The organism is Methanohalophilus mahii DSM 5219, from assembly GCF_000025865.1.
GTDB classification, from domain to species: Archaea; Halobacteriota; Methanosarcinia; order Methanosarcinales; family Methanosarcinaceae; genus Methanohalophilus; species Methanohalophilus mahii.
The window spans coordinates 1,034,926-1,061,495 of record NC_014002.1 but is presented as its reverse complement, the minus strand read 5'-3'; the positions used below and the strand labels follow the sequence as shown (position 1 = coordinate 1,061,495).

25 protein-coding genes and 1 pseudogene are annotated in these 26,570 nt (G+C 42.2%); 15 read left to right on the top strand and 11 right to left on the bottom strand.

All coding sequences use genetic code 11. From position 1 onward, the window contains the following. Positions 1–20 precede the first annotated feature (20 nt). From MMAH_RS05190 to MMAH_RS05140, 11 genes are all read left to right on the top strand, one after another. A complete protein-coding gene (locus MMAH_RS05190; RefSeq protein WP_013037493.1) occupies positions 21–1,313 on the top strand; it encodes a tRNA pseudouridine(54/55) synthase Pus10 in 1,293 nt (430 codons plus the stop codon). Between the two features lie 42 nt (positions 1,314–1,355). Continuing rightward, positions 1,356–1,649, top strand: a complete 294-nt coding sequence (locus MMAH_RS05185) for a 50S ribosomal protein L21e (RefSeq protein ID WP_013037492.1) — start codon at positions 1,356–1,358, stop codon at positions 1,647–1,649. Positions 1,650–1,784: 135 nt separating this feature from the next. Continuing rightward, a complete protein-coding gene (locus MMAH_RS05180) occupies positions 1,785–2,138 on the top strand; it encodes an RNA polymerase Rpb4 family protein (RefSeq protein ID WP_013037491.1) in 354 nt (117 codons plus the stop codon). Positions 2,139–2,208: 70 nt separating this feature from the next. Then, the gene (locus tag MMAH_RS05175) at positions 2,209–2,805 is read left to right on the top strand and encodes a DUF655 domain-containing protein (RefSeq protein WP_013037490.1); all 597 of its coding nucleotides are present in this window, start codon (positions 2,209–2,211) and stop codon (positions 2,803–2,805) included. Between the two features lie 11 nt (positions 2,806–2,816). Continuing rightward, positions 2,817–3,506 carry a 16S rRNA (adenine(1518)-N(6)/adenine(1519)-N(6))-dimethyltransferase RsmA gene (gene rsmA, locus MMAH_RS05170; RefSeq protein WP_013037489.1) on the top strand — a complete coding sequence of 230 codons (690 nt, stop codon included), beginning with the start codon at positions 2,817–2,819 and terminating at the stop codon, positions 3,504–3,506. Between the two features lie 113 nt (positions 3,507–3,619). After that, positions 3,620–4,213 (top strand): HemK2/MTQ2 family protein methyltransferase, encoded by a 594-nt coding sequence (locus tag MMAH_RS05165; RefSeq protein WP_013037488.1) that lies wholly within the window; start codon positions 3,620–3,622, stop codon positions 4,211–4,213. 186 nt (positions 4,214–4,399) lie between these two features. Beyond that, entirely contained in the window at positions 4,400–6,349 is a 1,950-nt protein-coding gene (locus MMAH_RS05160; protein WP_013037487.1) for a hydantoinase/oxoprolinase N-terminal domain-containing protein, read from the top strand. A 58-nt stretch (positions 6,350–6,407) separates the two neighbouring features. Then, a complete protein-coding gene (locus MMAH_RS05155) occupies positions 6,408–6,953 on the top strand; it encodes a hypothetical protein (RefSeq protein ID WP_013037486.1) in 546 nt (181 codons plus the stop codon). Positions 6,954–6,971: 18 nt separating this feature from the next. Then, positions 6,972–7,829 (top strand): shikimate kinase, encoded by an 858-nt coding sequence (locus tag MMAH_RS05150; RefSeq protein WP_013037485.1) that lies wholly within the window; start codon positions 6,972–6,974, stop codon positions 7,827–7,829. Between the two features lie 21 nt (positions 7,830–7,850). Continuing rightward, entirely contained in the window at positions 7,851–8,135 is a 285-nt protein-coding gene (locus tag MMAH_RS05145) for a chorismate mutase (RefSeq protein ID WP_013037484.1), read from the top strand. A 14-nt stretch (positions 8,136–8,149) separates the two neighbouring features. Next, the gene (locus tag MMAH_RS05140; RefSeq protein ID WP_013037483.1) at positions 8,150–8,542 is read left to right on the top strand and encodes a 5-(carboxyamino)imidazole ribonucleotide mutase; all 393 of its coding nucleotides are present in this window, start codon (positions 8,150–8,152) and stop codon (positions 8,540–8,542) included. Between the two features lie 4 nt (positions 8,543–8,546). On the opposite strand, the gene MMAH_RS05135 is transcribed toward MMAH_RS05140, so the two are convergent. Both MMAH_RS05135 and MMAH_RS05130 read right to left on the bottom strand, forming a co-directional pair. Beyond that, complete coding sequence (locus tag MMAH_RS05135) at positions 8,547–9,404, bottom strand: methanogen output domain 1-containing protein (protein WP_013037482.1); 858 nt, start codon at positions 9,402–9,404, stop codon at positions 8,547–8,549. Between the two features lie 57 nt (positions 9,405–9,461). Next, the gene (locus MMAH_RS05130; RefSeq protein ID WP_013037481.1) at positions 9,462–10,175 is read right to left on the bottom strand and encodes an RAD55 family ATPase; all 714 of its coding nucleotides are present in this window, start codon (positions 10,173–10,175) and stop codon (positions 9,462–9,464) included. Positions 10,176–10,463: 288 nt separating this feature from the next. Here MMAH_RS05130 and lonB point away from each other — a divergent pair, with 288 nt between their 5' ends. From lonB to MMAH_RS05110, 4 genes are all read left to right on the top strand, one after another. Then, positions 10,464–12,356, top strand: a complete 1,893-nt coding sequence (gene lonB, locus MMAH_RS05125; protein WP_048902127.1) for an ATP-dependent protease LonB — start codon at positions 10,464–10,466, stop codon at positions 12,354–12,356. 25 nt (positions 12,357–12,381) lie between these two features. Continuing rightward, positions 12,382–13,716, top strand: coding sequence for a TldD/PmbA family protein (locus MMAH_RS05120; RefSeq protein ID WP_013037479.1), 1,335 nt, complete (start codon positions 12,382–12,384; stop codon positions 13,714–13,716). Beyond that, complete coding sequence (locus MMAH_RS05115) at positions 13,716–15,032, top strand: TldD/PmbA family protein (protein ID WP_013037478.1); 1,317 nt, start codon at positions 13,716–13,718, stop codon at positions 15,030–15,032. The genes MMAH_RS05120 and MMAH_RS05115 overlap by 1 nt, the downstream gene beginning before the upstream one ends. A 142-nt stretch (positions 15,033–15,174) precedes the next feature. Beyond that, complete coding sequence (locus MMAH_RS05110; RefSeq protein ID WP_013037477.1) at positions 15,175–15,999, top strand: ATP-binding response regulator; 825 nt, start codon at positions 15,175–15,177, stop codon at positions 15,997–15,999. 27 nt (positions 16,000–16,026) lie between these two features. On the opposite strand, the gene MMAH_RS05105 is transcribed toward MMAH_RS05110, so the two are convergent. The 9 genes and pseudogenes from MMAH_RS05105 to MMAH_RS05065 form a co-directional block, all read right to left on the bottom strand. Next, positions 16,027–19,728, bottom strand: coding sequence for a S8 family serine peptidase (locus MMAH_RS05105; protein ID WP_013037476.1), 3,702 nt, complete (start codon positions 19,726–19,728; stop codon positions 16,027–16,029). Positions 19,729–19,840: 112 nt separating this feature from the next. Next, positions 19,841–20,113 (bottom strand): GNAT family N-acetyltransferase, encoded by a 273-nt coding sequence (locus MMAH_RS05100; protein WP_048902126.1) that lies wholly within the window; start codon positions 20,111–20,113, stop codon positions 19,841–19,843. A 199-nt stretch (positions 20,114–20,312) separates the two neighbouring features. Further along, the gene (locus MMAH_RS05095; RefSeq protein WP_013037474.1) at positions 20,313–21,125 is read right to left on the bottom strand and encodes a hypothetical protein; all 813 of its coding nucleotides are present in this window, start codon (positions 21,123–21,125) and stop codon (positions 20,313–20,315) included. Positions 21,126–21,133: 8 nt separating this feature from the next. Beyond that, entirely contained in the window at positions 21,134–22,558 is a 1,425-nt protein-coding gene (locus MMAH_RS05090; protein WP_013037473.1) for a 2-oxoacid:acceptor oxidoreductase family protein, read from the bottom strand. Positions 22,559–22,560: 2 nt separating this feature from the next. Next, complete coding sequence (locus tag MMAH_RS05085) at positions 22,561–23,619, bottom strand: 3-methyl-2-oxobutanoate dehydrogenase subunit VorB (protein ID WP_013037472.1); 1,059 nt, start codon at positions 23,617–23,619, stop codon at positions 22,561–22,563. Between the two features lie 3 nt (positions 23,620–23,622). Beyond that, the gene (locus MMAH_RS05080; RefSeq protein WP_013037471.1) at positions 23,623–23,862 is read right to left on the bottom strand and encodes a 4Fe-4S dicluster domain-containing protein; all 240 of its coding nucleotides are present in this window, start codon (positions 23,860–23,862) and stop codon (positions 23,623–23,625) included. Positions 23,863–23,923: 61 nt separating this feature from the next. Next, positions 23,924–25,603: pseudogene (locus MMAH_RS05075) on the bottom strand (AMP-binding protein). A 30-nt stretch (positions 25,604–25,633) separates the two neighbouring features. After that, on the bottom strand, positions 25,634–26,185 hold the full coding sequence (locus MMAH_RS05070; protein WP_013037469.1) for a helix-turn-helix domain-containing protein: 552 nt from the start codon (positions 26,183–26,185) through the stop codon (positions 25,634–25,636). 174 nt (positions 26,186–26,359) lie between these two features. Next, entirely contained in the window at positions 26,360–26,569 is a 210-nt protein-coding gene (locus tag MMAH_RS05065; RefSeq protein WP_013037468.1) for a hypothetical protein, read from the bottom strand. Position 26,570 lies beyond the last annotated feature (1 nt).

Below are 26,570 nucleotides of genomic sequence, written 5' to 3'. Positions count from 1 at the left end.
TTGCTATTGGAAGTGAATACATGACCATAATGCAAACAGCAGCACGAATCATTGAGGAAGGCCCAATATGCGACAATTGTATGGGCAGGCAATTTGCCCGCTTGCTTACCGGCCTGACAAATGCTGAAAGAGGAGAGGCTATCAAACTATCCCTCTCTTTAGAAGCTGCACGTATGATGAAAGAAGAAGGTTATAAGGATCTACTGGAAAAACTCGCTCCTTCCAACTCTTACGCATGTAAGACACTGAATGAATCCTGCGAGGAAGAAGAATGCTGGGTATGCATTGGGCTCTTTGATAATCTGGATGAATGGGTGGACAGAGCTATAAAGGCTCTTGAAGGGGTCGATTATTCCACTTTTGTCGTGGGTACAAAGGTTAGTGGACTGCTGGCTGAGAATGAAGAGATCCTCTGGGCTGAATGCGGGGCTGATTATGCCGAGCAGCTGAAAACCGAACTTAACAGGGAGATAGGAAAACGCCTGGCAGCCCGCAGCGGCAAGGAAGTAAACATCAAGATGCCTGATGTTGTTGTTATGCTTGACATAGCAGAAGAAAAAATTATACTGGAAATCCGCTCGGTATACGTGGAAGGTCGCTATCGCAAACTTGTGCGCGGCATACCCCAGACCCGATGGCCCTGCCGCAAATGTAAGGGCAAGGGATGTCCGAGCTGCGATGATACAGGTAAGCAATATCCTGAATCCGTGGATGAATTGGTCAGTGAACCTGTAATTGAAGCATTTGACAGTGACGATACTAAATTCCACGGTGCGGGAAGGGAAGACATCGATGCCTTAATGCTTGGTGCAGGTCGCCCTTTTGTGATAGAAGCTCTTAATCCGGGCAGGCGTGACTACAATCTTTCTGATCTGGAAGAACAAATAAACAACAAAGCTGACGGTAAAATTGAAGTTGAAGGTCTCAAATTTGCGGACAAGGCCAGAATTCAGACCCTTAAGAACTCTACGGCGGATAAAGTTTATAAGCTTAAAGTTACATTCAATGCCCCTGTTACGGAAGACGCCATAAGGTCTGCTCTTGAGGTATTCAAGGGTAATCTTATCGAACAGCGCACACCTCAAAGGGTGTCGCATCGAAGGGCTGATCTTGTAAGGAAACGTCAGGTGCATTCGATAGAACTCCTCGAATATCATCAGGATCATGCAATAATCAGGGTTGATTGTGAAGGCGGGCTTTATGTGAAAGAGCTTATATCCAGTGACGAGGGACGCACGACCCCGAGCCTCACCGGTTTGCTTGGAATTGATGCAATGGTTGAAGACCTCGATGTGGTCGATGTGAAGATCTAATTAACCGAATTATAATTTATATATCATCAACGGAGGAACATTATGCCAAAATCAAATGGTGAAAGATACTGTACAAGATACAAGCTTAAAAAGACAATCAGGGAAAGAGGTCTCTCTCCTGTGAGCAGGGCTATCCAGAGTTTCAGTGAAGGACAGAGAGTTCATATCGATATTGATCCCAGTGTCCAGAAAGGAATGCCAAATCCCAGATATCAGGGAAAGACCGGTAAGGTACTCTCTCAGCGTGGACGTGCCTACATCCTTGAGGTACGTGAAGGAAATGCAAATAAGCAGGTAATTGTCCTGCCCCAGCACCTTAAACCCCAGAAATACTGATTTCTGGTCAGAAATGTAAATATCACAGGCTTGCAGAAATAGCTATATCTGCCTTGCCTCTGATAGTTTAGTCTGTTGCATTATTCCTGTCTTTAAGGCAGGTCAACTCAAGGCAGAATGGATGAGTGCTTTCCAATGATAGTTAAAAAAGTTCTTGATGAAGAATTACTTACGTTACCCGAGGTCAGGGGAATTCTCCACCAGATTCTGGAAGAACGTGTCAATAATGAAGAAGAGCTTGGATATGAGCTGCGTAAAGCCATAAACCATGCAGACATGTTCTCAAGGACAAGTGCTGAAAAGGCACGCGAGTTTTTCAACAAATTGCTTGAAGTGGAGAAAATGAAACCGGAGATTGCAATTCGGATAGTGGACACAATGCCACTTTCCAGGGATGAGCTCCGTACACTTTATGCCAAAGAGAGATACACTCTTACAGATGAAGAGCTTGACACCATCCTTGAACTCGTAATGGATTATATGGAATAAATTTATATTCCATATACGACTTTTTCTTTTAGATAATATCAATAGTCTTACTTGCTCCGTGGAGGATATAATGAATACAAAGGGGAAAAAAGCTGAAAGAGAAGAGTACGCATGGGTTCTGGATTATCTTCCTTATGGAAATCCTAATGATCCGCGTCCCACATACCAGAAAATACCTTTAGTCCAGGCAGTGGGTGATTCTAAATTCGTACTCATGGAACTTGTCCCCAAGGATAAAGTCACTCCTCAGATACAGTCCAGGGTTTATATTGGAGAAGGTGACAGGGAAGAAATTGATCATGTCAAGCATCGGATTCATTACCATGATCTTACCAGTGGTGCACAACTTGAACTTCCATATGTACTGGAACAATCGGTAAAACATCATGAGGAACGTTTTGTAAAGTTCTTCAATGAAGCTCATCCCATAACTACTCGCCAGCACATGCTAGAGCTTTTACCCGGTATTGGCAAAAAACTCATGTGGGCAATAATTGATGAACGTAAGAAAGGTGAGTTCAAAAGTCTTGAAGAACTCCATGAACGTGTGGGTGGAGTACATACGCCCCAGAAAGCTATTGTCAATCGTATCATCGAAGAACTGAAAGACGATAATATCAAGTACAGACTTTTCACGAGGCCACATCGCCGCCCTCACAATGAATAAAGGGTGTAGGTTTGGTATACTCTATTCTTAAAAAATATGGGATCAGGGGTGGCTCCCTTGACCAACATTTTTTGGTAAATGAACCGATACTGGATTCAATAGCAGAAGCTGCAGACCTGCAAATTGATGATGTCGTTCTTGAGATAGGTGGCGGGATCGGTAATCTTACAGAGCGTCTGGTTTCCAGGGCAGGCAGGGTTATTGTGATTGAACGGGATTCCCGTCTGGTGGCAGTGCTGCAGGATCGATTCCATAATGTATCCAATATTGATATAATTGAAGGGGACGCAATGAAGGTTGAACTGCCTACCTTCAATAAAGTGGTAGCAAATTTACCCTATTCGATCTCTTCTCCCATAACTTTCCGCCTTCTTAACCACGGTTTTGAAAAAGGGATTTTAATGTATCAGTACGAGTTTGCCAGAAGAATGGTAGAAGCCCCAGGTTCTAAGAATTATGGTCGGCTTTCAGTGGATACACAGTATTTTGCTGATGTTAGACTCCTTCGCAAAATTTCTCCCTCTGCTTTTACTCCCGCTCCAAAAGTCTGGTCTGCAGTAGTTGAAGTGGTACCCCGGCCACCGGCTTTTGAGGTGAAGAATGAGCAACTCTTCTTCAGGGTTGTGGAGGCTGCCTTTGGCCAGAGGCGCAAGAAAATGAAAAATGCTCTTACAAAATGTAATCCTCCTCTGGCAGACTAGGAAGATATTCTTCGTTTAATTCCTGAAGATTTCCTGGGAAAACGTGCCGAGCAGCTTTTCCCTGAAGATTTTGCAACCATATCAAATATTATCTATGAAGCAAGGGATAACTAATGGCTCCCATTTCATATCGCAATGCTTTTGTTAGCATTGAAAATGATGTGTATGAACCTGCGGAAGATTCTTTCCTGCTTGCAGATGTTGCAATAGACCGCATAAGTGATGGCATGAAAGTGCTGGAAATGGGCGTGGGAAGCGGCTTTGTTTCTGCAGTGGTTGCCGCTAATAAGAACGTAGAACCTACAGGTTGTGACATAAATCCTGATGCTCTTGAATGCGCATATAAAAACGGTATTCAGGTTTTCCGCAGTAACCTTTTTGGCGGACTCACAAAAAAAGCATATTTTGATGTCATACTGTTTAACCCCCCCTATCTCCCGACTTCCGAAGAAGAAAAGTTAGAGGGGTGGCTCAATTATGCTTTTGATGGAGGAGTTGAGGGAAGGGATATTATAGCAACCTTTTTTGCTGAAGTATCCGACTATCTCAAACCCGGTGGGAGTGTTCTGCTATTCATTTCTTCCCTTACAGGTAGGAGGGAAGTATTTGATATCATGGAGCGAGAGGGTTTCAGTGCCTATGTGGTAGCTGAGACACGTTCGTTTTTTGAAAAATTGATGGTTATTGAATGTAAACACAACTGCTGAAATACAGGTGTATTTTCAGTATTTCATTATGTTTAAGTAATAAGGAAAAACCTCCTTTGTTACTTGAAAAAAGCGAAAGTTTTATCGTTGTGCAGGTTGACGGTATTGTTGCATTAGAGGAATTAAAAAATTGATCTAAAATTAAATATCATAGTCTTCTAATTAAAAAATTGCCAGAGGGTTCAAATGAAATACAGTCTTGGTATAGATGCCGGTGGAACATATACAGATGCCGTAATCCTGCGGGATTCGGATGGGAAGATTATTGATCATGGAAAGGCCCGCACGACCTATCCGGATTTACTGGATGGAATTCAGGAAGTGCTTGACGGTCTGGACCAGTCATACATGGAAAAAGTATCTCTGGTATCGGTCTCTACTACTCTTGCGACCAATACTATTCTGGAAGGCACAGGTTATCCGGTAGCCCTTATCATGATAGGGGAAGAGGTTCCAAACGACTCATCAATCAAGTATTCAATATCAGTACAGGGGGGGCATTCTTCCGGAGGGAACGAAAAAAATTCCCTTGACATGGATTCTATAAAAGAATTTGTAGGAAAAGTTCAGGATAAGGTATCAGCATTTGCGGTTTCTTCATATTTTAGTGTAAGAAACCCGGAACATGAATTGAAGGCAAGGGAAGTTATAGATGAAATGACCGGTTTGCCTGTAATCTGTGGTCATGAACTTTCCCAGTCCCTGGGAGCATATGAAAGAGGTGTTACAGCCTATCTAAACGCCCAGCTTTTGCCCATATCTACCCGGTTTATGGAAACAGTTGCATCTGAGATAGGTCGAAGGGGAATCGATGCAAAACTCATGATGCTCAAATGCGACGGTTCCATAGTGGGTATGAAAGAAGCTCTCAAACACCCGATAGAATCAATATTTACCGGTCCTGCAGCAAGCCTTGTTGGGGCTTCATATCTTGCCAAAAGCAAAGATTGTCTGGTCATTGATGTCGGAGGTACAAGTACAGACGTTGCTATGGTTATTGATAATCTCCCTGAAATAACAGATGAAGGGGCAACTGTTGGTGGTTGGCCAACCAAGGTAGAAGCCATCAGAATGGAAACCTCTGCAATGGGTGGGGACAGTCATGTGTGGGTCAAGAATCATAATGTTTTCATAGGTCCACGTCGGGTCATTCCTCTCTGTGTGGCTGCCAGTAAATATCCGGAAATCGTTACAAAACTCAAGAAAGGGCAGAGTATCCTGAAAAGCCAGCTGGGGGAAAATATCCAGCCCACTAAATTCTTTATCAGGACCAAACAGGAACCCATTGAACTTACAGATCGTGAAGAAGATCTTCTTTCTCGAATAAAGGATGAACCCCTGACAGTGAGTGAAATCTACTGGGACAGCAAGGCACTGCCATCGCCTATGGTCATGGCAAGCCTGATCCAGAAACGTCTGGTACAGGCTATAGGTTTTACTCCAACGGACGCCCTTCATGTTCTTGGGGAATATGATGAGTGGGACATTGAAGCATCAAGAGTAGGTGCAGAAATACTTGGATATTTTGCAGACCTGGATGCCGATGAAATCGCCGGTAAAGTTAAGGATGAAGTTGCAAAGAACATGGCACAGAACCTTCTTTCCTATGTCTTCCATGATCTCGAGGATTCACAGATCAATAAAGTTGTCCGTGGCAATCATTATGGCGGATTTCATGTGGATGTTCCCGTGGTGCTGCTTGGAGGTCCCGTACAGGCCTATGTAAATGATATACAAAGGTTAGTAGATGCAGAAATAATCCTGCCTGAATATGCCGAGGTGGGCAATGCTGTAGGGGCGCTTGCAGGTAAGGGAATAAAGCGTATCGAAGTTCTGATTCGTCCGAATTTTGGCGAATCCAAATATAATCTGCGTCCTTCTTCAGTATCAATGTTCTATCCCGGCGGAAATGAAACTTTCAAGTCCCATGAAGAGGCTGTGGAGGCTGCCAGAGAGATCGGTCATAGACTGATAATGGATTATATGCATGAAGCCGAACTGGACGAGGGTGAAATTACTATAGATGTTGACCGCAAGGATGTTCAGGTGCATGGGGTCGGTGTTCCAATGGAAACAAGGTTTACTTTCCTGGGTGTCGGAGATATCAAAATGGGGAAGAAGGATATAAGGAGATAATTTCCCTTTTTTCTCTTCCTTGGTCAATTTTAAATAAAAGGTAGCTTTATTTCCATCTATGCTGGAATTTAGAAAACAAGAGCCTTACAGCCTGCGCACCAGGCCCGATATTGTAGAATCTGAATATGATTTTCGACAAAATCTGGACATTTCGGATGTAAATGGTGTATTGTTCAATGTTCTGGCTTCCCGCAATTCATCCACTCTTGCAGAATATGATGCTGTCTGGTGGAGAGAAAACAGGGTCTGTTTTCTGGAATATAAAGATTCAACTGCTGCCTATCGGCGTATGAATGCAAAACGGGCACAACAGGTTCAGGATACCTCCAGGAACCTGGCTCGTACATATGGTTTCCTGGAATTCAATTATTCACTTGTAGTTAAAGGATTGGAAGCAAAGACTACAAAGGGCAGTGTTGCAGTAATACCGCTTGAAGATTTGTCTTCATACCGTCCGGAATTTACTTCTGCTCATGTTGAACTTGATTTTATTGACAAGTTGACGGATAAATACAGCAGGGAGCAAAATCCCGTTGAATTAGAACGGGAATCGGTTATTGCTGATATAAGTAAGCTTAAAGAAATGTTTGAACAGCAACTCTGAGATAAGGAGAGATTTTTCATGACTGTAACAGGATATGGGCAAGCTTTGGGTGCAGGCACCATCCTCAATGCAATTTCTACCTGGAAAGGTGCAGCTTTTGGATTGGACCTCAAGACTTTTGCCAGGGTTGAATTATCACAGGGCGATGGTCCTATAGAAGGCAGCATTGAAGAAAATGAGGATATGGATACCACGCTGATCGAGAATGCAGTTGGCATAACTCTCGATCTTTTTAATTTGAAAATGCAGGGTACGGTACATACAAGAAGTGAAATCCCTCATGCAAGCGGGCTAAAAAGTAGCAGTGCTGCGGCGAATGCTGTTATTATTGCTACTCTGGATGCCATAAAAGAATCAATGGAACCTCTGGATATGGTGAAATTGGGAGTCGAAGCTGCCAAAAAATCCGGAGTGACAATCACGGGGGCTTTCGATGATGCCTGTGCATCTTTTTTTGGTGGTGTGGTAGTAACTGATAACAGGGAAGATATCCTTTTTAAACGTATCAAGAAAGATAGTGAAGTACTTGTTTTTGTTCCTCCTCAAAAGGCATATAGTTCGGATACTGATGTAGCAAGATCAAAATTAATTGGACCCTGGATAGACATGGCTTATGACCTTGTTATCCATCGGGAATTTGAGAAAGCAATGACATTAAATGGTTTTCTTTATTGTGGTGCTTTGGGTTTTGATACCGAACCAATGATGATAGCCCTTGAAAGTGGTATTGAAGGCGTCACCCTTTCTGGTACCGGTCCTGCATATGTGGCAATGGGAGATAGCTCCGTTCTGGACAAAGTTGCAAAGGCCTGGGAAAAGGGTGGTACAGGCGGAAAGCTGATAAGGACGAAGATCAATAATGAGGGAGCAATTTAAACCAGGGAACTGTTGGTTTTTATGACAATCGAAAATGTAAGACAGGAGATCGAGAATATTGATAGGGAACTGGTGGAACTCATTGCAAAAAGAGTTGAATTTGCAGATGATATTTTGAAATACAAACACCAGGCCAACCTTCCTATCAATGACAACAGGCAAAATGATGTGGTGATAGAAAGAGCTGTGTCTATTGCTATTGAAAAAGGTTTAGACTCCACTGTGGTAAAGCAGATTTTCAATCTCCTTATACAGATGAATATAGAAAGGCAACATGAATTAAGCGGCGAAGGTAATCTTCCCTAAAATGAGGTACAAAAATGGTAGATATTGCAATAGTTATGGGATCTGAATCGGACAGGGCGATTTCGAATCGTGTAACCAATGTATTGGACAACACAGATTACAGTTATGATGTACAGGTAATTTCTGCCCACCGTAATCCCGATGAACTGGAAGAATATGTAGGTAAGGACGATGCTTTCGTTTACATTGCGATAGCCGGACTTTCAGCCGCACTTCCCGGTGTGATAGCATCAAAGACTGGCAAACCTGTTATCGGGGTGCCTGTTGGTGCAAAGCTTGGGGGGCTGGATGCATTATTGTCCACAGCACAGATGCCACCCGGTGTACCGGTTGCAGCTGTTGGTATTGATAACGGGGCAAATGCTGCCCATATGGCAATCCGTATCCTGAAACTCAAAGGAGAATGAACTCTCATTCTCCTTCTATACAAATATCAAAACAACAGTGGTCATCCCCATTACCCATTGTTTTATTGACGTTAACTTCTCCATCGGTGACTCCGTTTACCATCTTTGAGAATACACCGGTAGTGAGGTTGCACATAATGGGGTTTATTTTACTTTCTTCTCCCCATGGACACTTGTGTGCTTTTATTGTTGAACACCCACTTTGATCACCGTCACCGTCCACAAAATAACTGGCTCCCAGTTGATTCATGGCCTCACAGCAAATTCTGGCTACATCTTGTGAATCTTTAATTTCCTTCTCACAATCAGTGCATGAACTACGTACAATATCTTCTACCATATCAACCATTTGACGAATGATTATTTTCTTCTGTTCAGGTGGCGCACTACTTAGTAGTGCGGGAATAATTGAGGTCAAAACCCTGCGAATATGGTTTTGCATTTTAAGATGTTCTTTTTCAGCCACCAGCTCATCGTGGAGGCTTTTGATGCGCAACAATGACTTTACACGGGTTAGGAGTTCCACACGGTTTACGGGTTTTGTAAGAAAATCATCGGCACCAACTTCAATACTTTTAATGCGATCCTCTTTTTCAGATAGTGCGGTTACCATAATGATCGGGATATGGCGTGTACTTTCTGATTCCTTTAAAGTTTTAGCAACATCATAGCCACTCATACCCGGCATCATAATGTCAAGAAGAATAAGATCTATGTCTTTTTCTTCCACTTTTTGGAGGCATTCCTCTCCACTTTCAGCCAGCGTAATTTCATATAAGTGGGAAAGGTATGCTTCCATTAGATCCAGATTTTGTGGTTCATCATCTACGATGAGTATTTTGGGTGGGATTTCGCTTTCCATATTTTCTATGTTATGGTTGGGATACTTGATTAATAAGTCTTTTTAAAAAAAGTGCTGTCAATTATCTTTCCTACCCTTTATATCTATGCCTTTAGATGTAATATCAAACGGGATGGGGTCAAGTGAAATGGGTGTATTTCTCATCTTTGGTATGAAAACAAAACGTTCCATTTTTCCTGTATATGGATTTTCTTTTACCAATAAATCGATATTGCCAAAGGTCGAGTAATCTGCAACCCCACGGGTCATCTGGTGGGCAGCCTCATCCATTACAAAAAGTGTTGTCACATCTTTTTGTGAAAGTAAAAGATTCAGTGTATCAAACTGATCACGAAATTCACGCGGTGTTAAACCAATTGCGAAAACTCCGATATTGTCTATTACGATTACTTCGGCATCATAAGGTATCAGTTCAGGCAGGCTTATGATGTCAACCTCTTTTAAACTCAATCCATCTATCATTTCAGCAGCTTTAGTTACGCTACGGCTTCTCATTTCCAGGATTTTTACAACTTCAAGTAAACCGCTTTCTATATATTTGTCAAAAGGAAAATCAAACATTTTGGCCTGTTGGGTAATATCTTCTTCGGTCTCTTCTGTTGCCATTATTACAGATTTTTTCCCATCTGTACATGCCTGGTTTATTGCGTGCATTGCAAAAATCGTTTTACCTGATCCGGGAGCACCGGTGATAAGAATTCCTTTTTTCCCCGGGTATCCATCACCAATCTTTTTGTCAAGACCCTGAATTCCTGTAGATAGCCTTTCCATTGGTACACCGCTGATTACTATACAAGTCTTTATATATAGAATGTTTCTTCCTTTTAACAAATTTATTGTACTTTATGTTCACTGTAATTATGTTATGGACTTGGAAATAAACAAACATTATTGTCACAATATGCAATGCAATTTTTCCCGAAAAGGACAAGTTGAACGGTTAAATATATTTATCAGAAATGAGTTTACTTCATGCATCATGCCAATACATTGATTATATACTTTTGATAGACTCTAGAGATTGTGAACTTTTAATATTGATTTAAACGTGAGTAAACTATGGCGGAAGAAATGGCTTCTAAAGATGAGGAATTGGAAGAATCATTTGACACCACCAGTTCCATCGAAGTGCCTAAACTATTGATCGATCAGATCATTGGTCAGGAGCATGCAGTGGAGGTTGTCAAAAAAGCTGCAAGCCAGCGAAGACATGTTATGATGATCGGTACTCCAGGTACCGGCAAATCCATGCTTGCAAAGGCAATGGCAGAATTGCTTCCAAAGGAGGAACTGCAGGATATCCTTGCATATCCCAACGTTGAAGACAACAACAATCCACGTATTCGTACTGTTCCTGCCGGAAAGGGCAGGGAGATTGTTATGGCTCATAAAATGGAGGCCAGAAAGAAATCCCAATCAAGGAATATGTTGATGATGTTCCTTATTTTTGGTATTGTGATGTATTCTTTCTATGTGGGTCAACTTCTCTGGGGTATCATTGCAGCTATAATGATGCTGATTCTTGCAAAGAACTTTATGCCAAAAGAAGAAATGATGGTCCCAAAACTGCTGGTTTCAAATTACGAACAGGACAATGCTCCTTATATTGATGCTACCGGTACCCATGCAGGGGCCCTTCTCGGAGACGTCAGGCATGACCCATTCCAGTCAGGAGGTCTGGAAACTCCTTCCCATGACAGGGTAGAGAGTGGAGACATTCACAAATCCCACAAGGGTGTACTATTCATTGATGAGATCAACACTCTCAGAATTGAATCCCAGCAGAGCCTGCTTACGGCAATACAGGAGAAAGAATATCCGATTACAGGTCAGTCAGAACGCAGTTCCGGTGCCCTTGTGAAAACAGAACCTGTTCCCTGTGACTTTATAATGGTATCTGCAGGTAATCTGGATGCTGTGGAAAAAATGCATCCTGCACTCAGGTCACGTATAAAGGGTTATGGATATGAGCTCTACATGCGTGAATCCATGGAAGACACTGCTGATAACCGCAAGTATCTTGTTCGGTTCGTGGCACAGGAAGTTAAGCGGGATGGACATATACCTGATTTTGATCAGTCCGCAGTTGATGAAATCGTACAGGAAGCACGCAGACGGGCCGGAAGAAAAGGCCATCTAACTTTGAAATTGCGTGATCTTGGAGGACTTGTGAGGGTAGCAGGAGATATTGCACATGCTGAGAGTGCAAAGATTACCTCTGCAAAACATGTACTTGCAGCCAAGAACATGGCACGCTCCATAGAACAACAGCTTGCTGACAGCTATCTTGAAAGAAGAAAAGATTACCAGTTGTTTTCCAGGAAAGGTGCTGCTGTCGGTAAGGTCAATGGGCTTGCTGTAATGGGCGGAGATTCTGGAATCGTCTTGCCTATAATGGCAGAAGTAACTCCTCCTCAATCACATGCTGAAGGCAAAGTAATTGCCACCGGTATGCTCAAGGATATTGCCAAGGAAGCGGTTCTTAATGTGTCAGCAGTTATCAAGAAGGTAACAGGCGAGAACATAATGAATAGGGATATTCATATCCAGTTTGTCGGTACCTATGAAGGAGTTGAGGGAGACAGTGCTTCTGTATCCATTGCAACTGCCGTAATTTCGGCACTTGAAGGCATACCTGTTGATCAGAGTGTGGCTATGACCGGTTCTTTGTCTGTAAGAGGTGACGTATTGCCGGTTGGCGGTGTAACCTACAAGATCGAAGCCGCAGCCCAGGGTGGAATTAAAAAAGTTATTATACCCTGGACAAACAAGGATGATGTATTGATTGAAGAAGCTTACAAGGATCAGGTCGAAATAATTCCTGTCAAAACAATATCCGAAGTTATAGAGCACAGTCTTGTGGGCTCCAAAAAGGAAGGAATGCGGGAAAAACTCAAGGAGCTGACAGATATGAAAGTTGATCTGGAACTTCCCGACTCCGTGCCCGGTTAAACAATACTTACAGGAAATCCAGTAAATGAGAGAATCAGAATTTCATGATGTGAGGTGGATAGAGGGTGAATCAACTTCTATCCTTCTCGACAATGGGAAGATAGAGGACATAAAAACCAACTATGGTAATGGTTGTGGGGTACGTGCTCTTTGTGGCGGTTCATGGGGTTATACTTCATCTGAAGGTGTCGATGGTATCGATGCTGCAATAAAAGCAGCTATAGAGTTGGCTTCTGATGTGGATAAACACAGTCCAAGAGAAAAAGTATCTCTTGCATCTTACAGTGAACCCAATGTTGACAATCTGCCTTCTATAAAGGAAAATCCCCGGGATGTTCCGGTTGAAGAAAAGGTTGAGTTGTTAAAAGATCTTTCCAATAACGCTTCATGTAAGGGTATTAGCAGTACATCAGCATCATACTCTGAATCTACCCTGAAGATTCATTATACAAATTCTGAAGGTGCGGATTGCGAATATGAACTTACCAGAGTTGGATTTGCAATTTCTGCCATTGCTTCAGACGGTGCAGCTTATCAGGTAGGAAGAGAAAGCAACTTTGACGTATGCGGTTATGAAATGTTCCGTGACCCTGAAATCCTGGAAAAGGCACAATCTGCCGGAAAGACAGCTGTGGATTTGTTGGGTGCCCGTCAGGCAAAAGGAGGTAAAGGTCCCGTTATTCTTGACCCTGAACTTGCCGGAGTATTTGCCCATGAAGCGGTTGGGCACGCCTCAGAAGCCGATCTGGTGCTGGAAGGCAGTTCAATCCTGGCAGATAGAATAGGTGAAGAAATAGCTTCACCCCTTGTAAATATAATAGATGACCCTACCCTTCATAAATTCGGTTACTATCCCTTTGATGCAGAAGGAATGCAATCTCATAGAACGGATATTATCACGGATGGAATATTAAATTCATATCTACATTCCAGAGAAACCGCAGGTAAACTCGGTGGCGCATCAGGTAACAGTCGCAGTCAGGGATATTCTGCACCCGTTGTCAGAATGAGTAATACATATGTTGACAATGGAAATTCAAATCTTGATGAAATGCTGGAAGAACTGGGTGACGGAATATACCTTGCGGGTTCCCGTGGTGGACAGGTTAATACAGGTGAAGGAGTCTTTCAGTTTAATGCCGAGAAAGGCTATATTGTGGAAGATGGGGAAATCGGAGACCTTGTGCGTGATGTATCCCTGTCTGGCAATACTCTTCAAATCCTCAAAAATGTTGTACTTGTAGGAAACGATCTTAAAATGCATTCGGGTAGATGTGGCAAAAGCGGTCAGGCGGTTCCGGTATCAGACGGCTCTCCCCATCTTCTTATTTCGGATGCCCTTGTGGGAGGTGTCCAGTAATGGAAAATTACGATATTGGCAATAAAGTCCTTGAATTTGCCAATAAATATGGAGCAGATGAGGCTGAGGTATTTATCTCAGAAAATCAGGTGACTTCTGCAAGTGTCCGTCGCAATCTTATCGAAAGTGCCAGGAACCAACAAGGTCAGGGGCTGGGGATAAGGGTTGTTAAAGACGGTGCAGTAGGATTTGCAAGTACCAACATTTTCAATCGGCTTGAGGAAACTGTGAATAGTGCAATTGCAATGGCAAAGGTGCGCAATTCAGATGAAGATTGGAAAAATCTACCTTCTAATGGTAAATATCCGGCTGTGAATGGCATTTTCAGTAAGAAGGTCAATGAACTTGAGCTTGAGGATTGCATCTCCCTGACAAAAGAAATGATCGATGGTGTTTGTTCTTTTAGCGATATAATGGCCCCTTCGGGTTCCTTTTCTCGTATGGTTTCCAACCAGCTTATCATGAACACTAATAGTGTTGAAGTTGAGGAAAAGGGCACTGCAGTATCGGGTTTTATTGATGTGATCACAACTTCTGATGTTCCATCTACAGCATACGATTTCCGTATATCCCGTGATATGGATATTGATTTCTATGGAATCGGGAAAGAAGCCGCAAACCTGGCCAATTCATGCAAAAATGGTGTTTCTGTGGAAAGCGGACAGAAAGATGTCGTATTTCATCCCTTTGCCTTTTCGGACATAATTGAATCTTCATTCTTATCTTCATTAGAGGCGGATAATATACAGAAAGGCAGATCCAGCCTGACAGGAAAACTGAATACCGATATTGCAGCCCGAAACCTTACAATAACTGATGACGGTATCCTGAATGGAGGTATTGCATCTTCGGTTTCTGATGATGAGGGTACTCCTTCACAATCCACCGGGATTATCAAAGATGGTTTACTCAAATCTTACATCTATGATTCCTATACTGCTGGTAAGGAAGAACGGTCCAGTACAGGCAATGCTGTAAGAGGTTCATATACTTCCACTCCAAGCGTTGGCACCCGCAATGTAGTTTTTGACTATCCAGCTTCTGACATAATTTCTGAGATAAAAGATGGTGTGTTTGTTACAAATGTAATAGGTGCACATACCGCAAACCCGATATCCGGGGATTTTTCAGTGGAAGGTCGCAATGCTTTTGTGATTAAGGATGGCCAGATAGAAAAACCGATCAAGTCACTTATGGTGTCAGGCAATATTTTTGAGTTGCTCAGGAATGTGAAAGGTGCCGGAGATGATGTCCGGATGGTTGGTAGTATTATTACCCCTTCAATATGGGTATCTAATATGAATGTAATAGGCTGACTGCTGATTTTAATCAGTAATCATTATATATTACCCTCTCTAACTATGTATATACAAAATCAAATACCAAAGGTTTTTGAAATTTACTTGATAGATACTGTTCAATACTGTTCAGATGGAACTATAATAACCAGGTGTCAATATGGCAGATGAGGGGATAAGGACAAAAATTCTTGTAGTCGACGATGAGCCTGATAATGTCGAATTACTTACGGCTTATCTATTGAATGATTATGACATTATTCCTGCTTACAGTGGTAGTGAAGCACTGGACATACTGAAATCCTGTGAGGATGACCTGCCGGATCTTATACTCATGGATATAATGCTCAAAGACGGTATGGATGGTGTAGAAGCTGCTCATTTCATAAAAATCAATTATGATATTCCTTTAGTCTATATTACAGCTTATGCCGATGACAGTATAATGCGAAGGGCCAAGCTCACTGAGCCTTTTGGTTATATCCTCAAACCATTTGAAGAGTCCGAGTTGCGTACAAACATAGAAATTGCATTATACAAATATGAAATGGAACGCAGGCTCAAAGAAAGCCAGAAATGGCTTACTGCTGTGCTCAACAGTATCGGGGATGCAGTAATTGCAACAGATGAAGAAGGCCTGGTCAAATTCATTAACCCATTTGCAGAGGCCCTAACCGGCTGGGATCAGGATGAAGCAATTGGTTTGCCTTTGTCAGAAGTTTTCGTGGTTGAGAATGAAGTTTCTGGTGAAAAGGCAGATGATCCTATCCATAAAGTCATGAAGGAAGGTATGTTTTACGGCCTTGGTAGTCATACAGTGCTTGTTACTAAAAACAAAACCCGGATTCCTGTAGATGTAATCGGCTCTCCCATTCGTAATGAAGCAGGTAAACTACTGGGTACACTGGTGTTGTTCTATGATATCTCTGAACGCAAAGGTGTTGAAAATATGATTTATTATCAGAATAGTCAGAAAGATATGTGATCTGTTTAAATAACAGAATTATATCTTTTATTCCAATTTTCTTCTTACAATAAATGCTATTATCAAAATCCATGCAGGCAGCATCTTGTCCATCACTTTTTCTGAACCTAATACATTTTTCTCTGCTTCTCCTGATACATTATTGACACTTTCATTTGTGTCTGTTTTTTGTGTATTCAAGTTATTAGTTTCAGCAATAACATTATCGTTTTCGGCATTGGACTTTTGTTCCATTTCGCTTCCTGCAATTACAAATGGTGAATTTAGATATTTATCGGTAGCAGTTTTGAAATGTAAATAATTACCAACCTCATCGATATATTCTGTTGGCAGTGAAATCCATTGACCGTCTTCAAAAACTTCCAAACGAATGTTTTCGATGTCGATATTCTCTTGTGTGATCCATTCTTTTTCCACCTTGAAAGTTACTGAAGAATTCCGGATGTGATTTTCAAATCCACTACTACCTGCCCAAATATTGAGATTTATATACACTGTATCAATTGGTGGCTCATTTGTTAGTGTCGAAGTGTTTTTCAGAACTTCGATGATTAATTTTGCCTGGCCACTATTTTTCGACGATATAAGGTCGATATCGATGACCGGATTTTCTTTTTCTTCGAAATTATAGATGGTGGGTACTTCAGCTTTGACTGATCGAATGGAAAAATCTTTGAATTTTATGTTGGAATACTCCTCACCTGTTGCAGAACCTCCGCCTCCTCCACTACTTCCTTTTTCGTTATTGGAATCACCTGGCTTGTCCTGACCGTCATAGATGGTGGAATTATCCCATGCTGTATTGCCAGAAGCATCAGTAGCTGAAATATTTACGGTATTGATTCCAGAATTTGCGATTAGTGTGCCGGTATAGTTGCCGTCTGTATCCAGAATCAGTTCTATGGGAGAAGACATCGAGCCGTTGTAGGCGGTGACATTGAGGATACCAATATTATCACTTGTATTTACCTCTAGTATTACAGGATCACCAATAAAAGGAGTAGGACTATCAATGCTTACATTACTGATAACGGGTTTTTCATCATCTCCTGCAATGTAAAAAGTATCATTATACCAACCCGTGTTACCGGAGGTATCGGTAGCTGAGACATTCACTGCATTGAGACCGGGGTTTGCAAGGAGGTTACCAGTATAGTTGCCATCGTTTAATGTCAGTTCTACAGTAGTGGACATCGAACCGTTGTAGGCGGTGACATCCATAATGTCGATGTTGTCGCTGGCATTGACTTTCAAGGCAATGTATTCTCCAACTTCAGGGATGTGATTATCCAGAATTACCGAAGTGATAACAGGGGAGGTGACATCTTTTCCTTCATAAGAAGTACTGTTATCCCAGCGAGTGTTAGAGGCATTATCTGTCACAGAAATATTCATACTGTGCCAGCCGTATTCAGCATAGAAGGTAGCAGTATAGTTTCCGGAGGTAGTGTTGTAATCCAGGGGGATTGACGGTGATGTTCCGTCCATAAATGCGGTGATATTTCCTATACCACTCTCTGCATCAGTGGCATTGACATTCAAAGTGATCGTTTCATCCATACCCGGGGTATAATTGTCCAGAGATGCGGAGTAAACCACGGGGAGCAGGGTATCTTCATCTGTAGTAGCAGAATCGTTTTGCCAGGTTGTGTTGATGTTACCATTCACATCAACCGTACGGATGGCGATTTCGTAGGTTGTATTTGGATACAGGTCGGTTGCATTGTAGTATTCATTGGATACATTTCCCTTTAATTCACCATCAAGATATACCATGGTGTGGTTGAAGTCAGTATCATCCGGATTTGACCAGGTCCAGTTGATCCATGTGCATCCAATGTTTGATGCATGAAGGTCAGTAATTGATGCTGGAGGTGTGACATCAATATCTGCAGAAACTACAAACGCAAAAGGTTGGGGCCCTTCGGGAATATTTGATCCATTTACACATAACGTATAGTTTCCTGTATCAGGAGAAGCCAATAATACCTGTTCAATGTTGTTGAGCCGATCCGGTCCCTCACCACCGTTTCCATAAAGAATGCTGCCGTTAGGTACCATGATTGTAAAGTCCAAATCGTTCACAAGCACCTTTTCTGCTTTAGTGCTTCCCGGATGATCGGTCCACACAAGAGTTGCCTTAAAAGGTGTCTGGTTTGATTTAACATATTGTTTTGTCTGCCATGTTTCACCGGTAGTCAGGGATATATTGTCATAATATGCCACCTCAGCAGGTGCTGGTGGATAAAGAGATGCAGTGAGATTGATTCTTCCCCATCCCTGTGTTGTTCTGTTGTAACCAAGGTCATCAGCCCCATTTATCAGGGTTGCTTTGATCAATGCAGCAGATGGGCTTATGGATAGGTTCTCCATGTAATATTGTCTGACAAGAGCAGATGTGCCGGCAGCAAGAGGAGTAGCCATGCTGGTGCCACCCATGTAGGCATAACTGTCATTGAGTGGTTCCCAGAAAATAGATTCATTGGTTGTTTTGCTTGAACGGATGGAAATAATCCAGGTCCCGGGTGCCACAAGGTCGGGCTTGATCCTTCCATCAGCGGTAGGTCCCCGGCTACTGAAAGAAGCTATTTCATCTGGATTATCCCCTAATGAGTCTTTTTCAGGCCTCAGATTTTCCGTGGCGCCGATTGTGAGAATATTCTTGGCGGTGGCAGGTGAACCCACAGTGTAACTTCCATTTTCACCATAATTTCCGGCGGCAAACAATACCAACATGTCCGTATGGTTCCATATGAATTCATCTGCAACTTCTGAATAAGTCGTATAGGAATTGTTTGAATTTCCCCAGCTGTTACTATGAATTCTTGCATTTTTGGCATATGCAAAGCTGAGTAGTTCAAATAAATCTTCTGAAGTACTGACACCCGGCAGATCACCATCTTCATCCCCGATTGCCTGGAAAACCAAATTTGCTGCAGGGGCTGTACCGCTATATTTTCCTCCGGACAGTGAACCGTTGCCCAGTGCTGAACCTGCAACATGGGTACCATGACCATGGGTGTCCGAGGCATCCTCATCTCCCCATGAGGAGATATTGATGATACGTCCTTCTATATCATCATGCATCGATTCATTGTTATATCCGGTGTCCACTCCGGTGTCTGCAATTCCTATTATTTGTCCTGATCCTGTAAGGCTATAGTTTTGGTGAATGGTTGTTACATTCATTATTCTGGAGGCATTATTGTTTAAGATGACAGGTTTATGATGCTTTTCTATCCATTCAACATTTTCTAAAGCAGCAATAGAATCAATAAGTGAGGAATTAATATGCACTTGCAATAATCTGGAATTGCCGGATAGCACAATTCCTCCCATTTTTTCGATATAATCCGTTGTATTCAGGGCCCTATCATTTTTGTATAATTTGATATTGAGTGTGATATTTCCCTTTGTTTTCCTTATTTCGGGTTCTATTTTATATTCAGGCTTTATTTTACCCATCCATTTGAAATAGGGAAGTGCCTTTATGTGATTGGCTTTTGTATCATTAAGATAGAGAACATAGGCATTTTCAGGGATATAACCATAAATACCACTGATATTTTGGATTTCCTCTTGCCACTCTGGCTGGATGATTCCCGTAAATTGCACTATATAGTATCCTTTTTCGAAAGGAACTACTGATTGGGTCTGGATAGAAGAACCTGCTTCATCTGTATTTATATGAGAATGCTTGAGCAAAATCCAGTCACTCTGATTCTGCATCGCCTCTGGATTTTGCCCTGCACTACCCGATGGAATCAATAAAAAGATGATACTTACTAAAAACAACAACCGAAGATTCATGCTACATCTTGTATATTTCCAATATTATTTATTAGTTTGTATTATCCCATATACATGCGTATCCGCACATGGGCAAATCCTCATACCCTGCCTGTGTAAAACATATAATTTTTTCAAACAACCTTCCGATTGCAATTGGTTTATTTTTATCAAAAATTGTTATGTGCCTGGCGATCGGATCATTTTCATCGCTTTTGAGTTCTTCCGGGACATTCTGTTCACCGATGAATACTTTTCTGCGTACCTGATAGACCTCATTAAAACCATCAATCCCTTCTGTCCAGCGTATTTCAACCAATTCCATTCTCCACAGGTATGCTTTATCTGCAGGTAAACCAGAACTATGATTGCTGCAACCAAACCTGCAGATATTCCCAAAAAAGAGAAAAATAAATAGTATCTGCAAAAAATTCAGTTACGATAATTCCAATTGCCAAAAATACCAGAATGGATGCGAGGATATTTCTGACTATTTTTATTGGATAACTGATATCAATTTCCCCTCATTTGATTTTCTGTATTATATAATATGTAGTTGATCCACCAATTGCCACCCAGAGAGGGAAAATTGAACTAAATGAATTCAGACATACAAATAGTGTCAGCAAGCCAGTTAAGAGCGCAATCATACGGGTGGCAATTATTCTTTCCTTTGGCAATGGTTTTGATTTCACATCAGATAAAGTGCGGGGAACTTCAGCATCTATAATCTTTACAATGGAAAACACAATTAATAGCAGTAAAATAAAAATCTTGTATTGTGATGGAAAAAGGATTTCGATATTACTTCCGTAAAGAACAAAAAGGCTGATAATAAGACCAATAGAAGCAAAAATGAAATGTCTTTTGACGGGTTCATTTAGTCTGGCATCCATTAAAAAAGCAAAAGCCATTAGCAGTCCTTGCATCCAGTTTCCTGTATATATCAGGTATGTGCCTGTAAGAAGGATCAGTATACTGTCAAACAGCGTAGGTATTATCCCAGTGGTTCGGTTTGTAATTCGAAAAAGGAATAAGAGCAATACAAGGGGCAATATAAATGGAATCTCTAAAAATAACAGACAACAAATCCCAATGCCAGCAGCAATCAATGCTGCATGTGGATAATCAGGGTCAATCTCTTTTGTAAGTGCCCACGCAAAAAAGATAGAAAGAGCAGCTCTACCAGCCGATATCATCGCCTCAATCAGCTGTTCTCCTGAAAGAATCTGATATGAGATAGCTGCAACAAATACCGCGGTAGAAAGATAAACGATTATCCGGTTGTCCGGATAATCCATATCAATTGGTCGTAATAGTGCTGATATCATTTCCATGTATGATATCAGAGATTCTCAGAAGCCCATTTTGCTCCTTCTTTCAATATCTGCTGGTTGAGAGGTATGAGTTTCTGCTTTGCTGCAAAAGTCTCTTCAATGGCCTCCATATAGTCCCCAATATCAAGACCTGTTACTCCAAGCTGCATTAATACACCTATTATTGCAGTATTGGCAGCCCTTTCAGAGCCTCCCTCCTTTGCAATTTGGGTGGCGGGTACTTTAATTGCCCTTACACCTTCAGGAGCCTTGAAGTCACCTACAGTGGCATCATAAAGGATAATTCCTCCCTGTTTGACATCAGAGGCAAATTTTTCCAGTGATGGCAGGTTCATGGCAACCAGGATATCAGATTCATATACTACAGGGGAGCCGATTTCCTCTCCTGAAATAACCACTGAACAGTTGGATGTACCTCCCCTCTGTTCCGGACCATAGGATGGATACCAGGAAGTGAATCGTTTGGCACGACATCCTGCACGGGCCAGTATCAGACCCATACTGAGCACCCCCTGGCCTCCAAACCCTGCAATCTTGGTAAGTACACGTGTAAATCCCGGATCCTCCACAGCATCAGGGGATGCGGAATCGCCGATATTGTAAATTTGATCGATACTTTCCTTTGAAAAATCACTTACAGGGCAGGGAAGTGGTTCTCTTTTTTCAGCCAGGTCCCTGAGGTTACCCAGCGGGAATTCCTTCTCCACTTCCTCATTAATGAATTTTGTACTCTGCTCGGCATTCTGTTTCAGGTTTGTAGGACAGGCTGCAAGCACTTCCACAAATGCATAACCTCTGCCTTCCTTCTGGATCTCAAGAGCCCTCTTGACTGCCTTTCTGGCCTTGCGTATATGGGAGATGTCTGACACCGATACCCTTTCAATAAAGACAGGCCCGTCCAGGTTATTGAGCAGTTCGCACATATGCAGGGGATATCCTGCAAACCTGGGATCCCTGCCTGTGGGACATGTCACTGTTTTTTCGCCGATGAGTGTGGTGGGTGCCATCTGGCCTCCGGTCATTCCGTATACGGTATTGTTGACGAAGAATACCGCCATCTTTTCCCCACGGTTGGCAGCCTGGATTGTTTCATTCATGCCTATGGAAGCCAGGTCACCGTCACCCTGGTATGAGATAACAACTGCATCCCCTTCTGATCTGGAAAGGCCTGTTCCAACTGCAGGTGCCCTGCCGTGGGCTACCTGCAGATTGCCACAATTGAAATAGTAATAGGCAAAAACAGCACATCCCACGGGACTGATCATGACTGTACGGTCCTGAATCTCAAGATCGTCCATGGCTTCAGCAATAAGTTTGTGGAGGATGCCATGCCCACAACCCGGGCAATAGTGGGTAGCAGTCGGAGCGGCTCCACCCTTGCGTGTGAATTCATCGTAGAGGGAATCCGGTTTCTTTATAACTTTTTCTTCCATTTTTATTCCTCCTTGCCTGCGACTTCCCTTATTTTACCCAGTACTTGGTCCATTGTAATGAGATTGCCACCCATGCGATTAACCAATTCCACAGGTTTTTTGCAACATGTTGCCAGTTTTATGTCATCCATCAATTGTCCGTTGCTCATTTCCACTGAAATGAAATTGACACCCTTTTCGGCAAGATCGGCCAGTTCTTTTTCGGGGAACGGGAAAAGTGTAATAGGCCTGAAAAGTCCTGCCTTGATACCTTCCTTGCGGGCAAGTTCAACAGCAGAGCGACAGATCCGGCTGCTAATTCCATAGGACACAAGGACGATTTCTGCATCATCCATCATGTATTCATCGACATCGACTTCCCTTTCCTTTATCGTCTCATATTTTTCCTGCAGCTCATAATTGAATTCTTCCAGTTCGCTAAAGTCAAGGAAAATGGAAGTTACAAGGTTCTGGTAGGTTTCCTTGTTTCCTCTTACGGCCCAGGAATTATCTATTTCCGGCCTGACTGCTTTTTCAGGGAATTTCAGTGGTTCGACCATCTGCCCGAGTACACCATCGGCCAGTACCACTACAGGATTTCTGTATTTTGTAGACAGCTCAAAAGCCTTGATTGTCAAATCACACATTTCCTGGACTGAATTGGGTGCAACCACGATGTTACGATAATTCCCATGTCCGCCACCTTTTACGACCTGATTATAATCGCCCTGTTCCGGACCGATATTCCCCAGACCGGGTCCGGCTCTCATGATATCAACGATTACACATGGAAGCTGTGCACCTGCAAGATAGGATATACCTTCCTGTTTCAGGCTGATTCCCGGGCCAGAGGATGCGGTCATAACCCTGTGTCCAGCAGAAGCTGCTCCGAATACCATGCTTATTGCGGCTTCTTCGGATTCTGCCTGTACGAATTTACGGCCGACCTGGGGGAAGGTTCTGGATGCCTCATGAAGAATTTCGCTTGCAGGGGTTATGGGATAACCAAAGTAGCAGTCACATCCTCCGTAGAGTGCCCCTATTATCACCGCATCATTACCTTTTGTAAGTTGTGTAGCCATATCTTAACACCTTTTTTTAACAGGGATATGTATTTCTATTGCAAGAGGTTCCGGACATGTGTAATAACAATTGGCACAGCCGGTACATCCTTGGCCTTTATACTGGGCATAATGGTAACCTCTTCTGTTGAGTTCATCACTCATTTCCAGCACGTTTTTTGGACAGGCAGTAATGCATCTGGCACAGCCTTTGCATTCAATAATATTGATTAGAGGATATGGTTCTGCTTTTTCTTCCTTCATAAAATCAACTCTTGATGCCTTCTAATGATCTGAAAAGTAGAAAAGGAAAAAGAAATATAAATCAATTGTCTCCCTTTTCGTCGTCATGTTGTCTGATTTCTACCCTGCGAATCTTGCCACTTATGGTCTTGGGAAGTTCGGGTACAAATTCCACAATTCTCGGATACTTGTAGGGTGCGGTAACCTTCTTTACATGATCCTGCAACTCTTTCTTGAGCTGCTCACTTGCTTCATAGTCTTTGGTAAGTACAATGGTGGCTTTTACAACCTACCCACGTACAGGATGAGGGGATGCAGTGATTGCACATTCCAGGACCGCAGGATGCTGCATAAGTGCACTTTCAACTTCAAATGGCCCTATTTTGTAACCAGAGCTCTTGATGATATCATCTGCTCGTCCTACAAACCACATATATCCGTCTTCATCTTTCCATGCCATGTCACCGGTATGGTAATAACCGTCATGCCAGGCTGCCTCTGTCTTTTCAGGATCTGCACGATAGCCTGCAAACAGACCTATGGGTCTGCCCTGTGATGTATCGATTACAATTTCTCCTTCTTCTCCAACATCGGCAAGTTTTCCGTCAGGACGCATCAACTGTATATTATAGATTGGTGAGGGCTTTCCCATTGACCCGGGTTTTGGTTCCATCCATGGATATGTTGCAATGGCTACAACTGTTTCTGTCTGGCCGAATCCTTCCATTAGTTTGAGATCGGTATATTTCAGGAATTTTTCATACACCTCGGGATTCAAAGGCTCTCCTGCAACCACACAGTAATTGAGACTGCTAAAATCGTACTGGCTCATGTCTTCCTTTATCAGGAAGCGATATACTGTAGGTGGTGCACAGAATGTGGTCACACCATAATGGCTGGCTTTTTCCAGCATATTCCTGGCATCGAATCTCTCATAATCATAAGCAAAGACAGCTGAGCCGCAAATCCACTGGCCGTAGATTTTTCCCCAGGCACATTTTGCCCAGCCCGAATCTGCTACTGTGAGATGCAGACCATTGTCCATTACATTCTGCCAGTAGCCGGCTGTGAGTATATGGGCAAGGGGATATGTAAAATCATGTTGTACCATTTTCGGGAAGCCGGTTGTGCCGGATGAGAAATACATCAGGGATATGTCATTGTTCTGTGTTGCTTCCTCTCCTTTTGGACGTACAAATTCGGCGGGTGATTTTTCCAGTTCTTCTGTAAAATTAATCCAGCCGGGACGATTGTGGTTAATTACAAATTTGTGCTTGAGCACATCTTTGAAATCCTTGTGTGCCTCATCTATGTGATCTAAAAGCCCTTCATCAGCATTACTGACGACCATTTGTATGTCTGCTCTTTCAATGCGGTATTTGAGATCCCTGGTTGTTAGCATATGCGTGCCGGGAAGAGCGATGGCACCAATTCTGTGCAATCCCAGTATACATACCCAGAATTCATATCTTCCCTTTAAGGTAAGTTTTACCACATCACCCTTTTTTATTCCATATTTACTGAAAAGGCTGGCAGATTTTTCACTGTAATATTTCAGATCAGCAAAAGTGAATATCTTTTCTTCACCGTTATCGTTACACCAGACAAGAGCCTTTTTTTCAGGCTGCTCCTTGGCATACACATCAACAACATCATATACAAAATTAAAATTCTCAGGGATGTTGATCTTAAAATTAGCGTGGAAATCATCGTATGATTCAAAATCTGTTTTTGCCAAAAAATTATCTATAAGTGAGGTCATTCTTGCACCCGTTTTGTTTATTTTTGGAATTTAGAAGATTATTGCAAGGAATTTTGCAGTTTTGTCTCCGACCGCCTGCATTGAATGGTTGTAATTTGAATCGAAGTATATTGAGTCACCTTCGTTGAGAATTATCTCATTGTTATGGATGGTAACTTTCAGGGACCCTTCAAGTACATAATCAAATTCCTGTCCGGGATGGGAATTGGGGGTGGAATCCTGATTGGATTGGGGTTCAACGGTAACTACAAATGGTTCTGCCTTTTTGTGAATGAAATTTGGAGCCAGTCCTTCGTATTGGTACTGTTTTCTTCTTTCCACACTTACTCCTTCATCTTTACGGGTAATGGTGAAAATATGCATCCTTGGATCTTCACCGGTAAGCAGCACCGTCATATCAACTTTGAGCAGTTGTGCAATCTCAAAAAGGATACTTGCAGGGATGTCAAGTTCTCCCGATTCGTATTTATTATATTCTTCTAGTGAGATATCAAGGTTGGAGGCTATTTCCTCTGTACTTATACCGGATAAACCACGCAACTCTTTGACACGTGATGAAATTTCTTTTATTTTTTCTTGCATATTAAGCCCTGCCTTTTAACTATCATATTTATTCATGATTTAAGTTTTAATCATTTAAACAACAATATTTTAAATATATTTGTGAATTGTGAGACCGTGATTCATGCTAACAAGTAACAACAATCTCGTTTATTGTATATCTGCAATGTAATGAAATAAAAAAACAAATCTGGATTATCTATCAGAAAGTATAGGCCAGATGAGCAGGAAAATGATAAAACTTATTAGAAATACAAAAACCGAGCCTGCGACAATATCAACATCTGTAAATTTGCCCGGATTTTCATTATTGACAAAGATGGCAACTCCCGCAAAAAGGGCTGTTGTAATCATAGAGCTTGCAAGAGCCAGGATCCTGGTCTTATTCTCATTTTTCTTATCCATA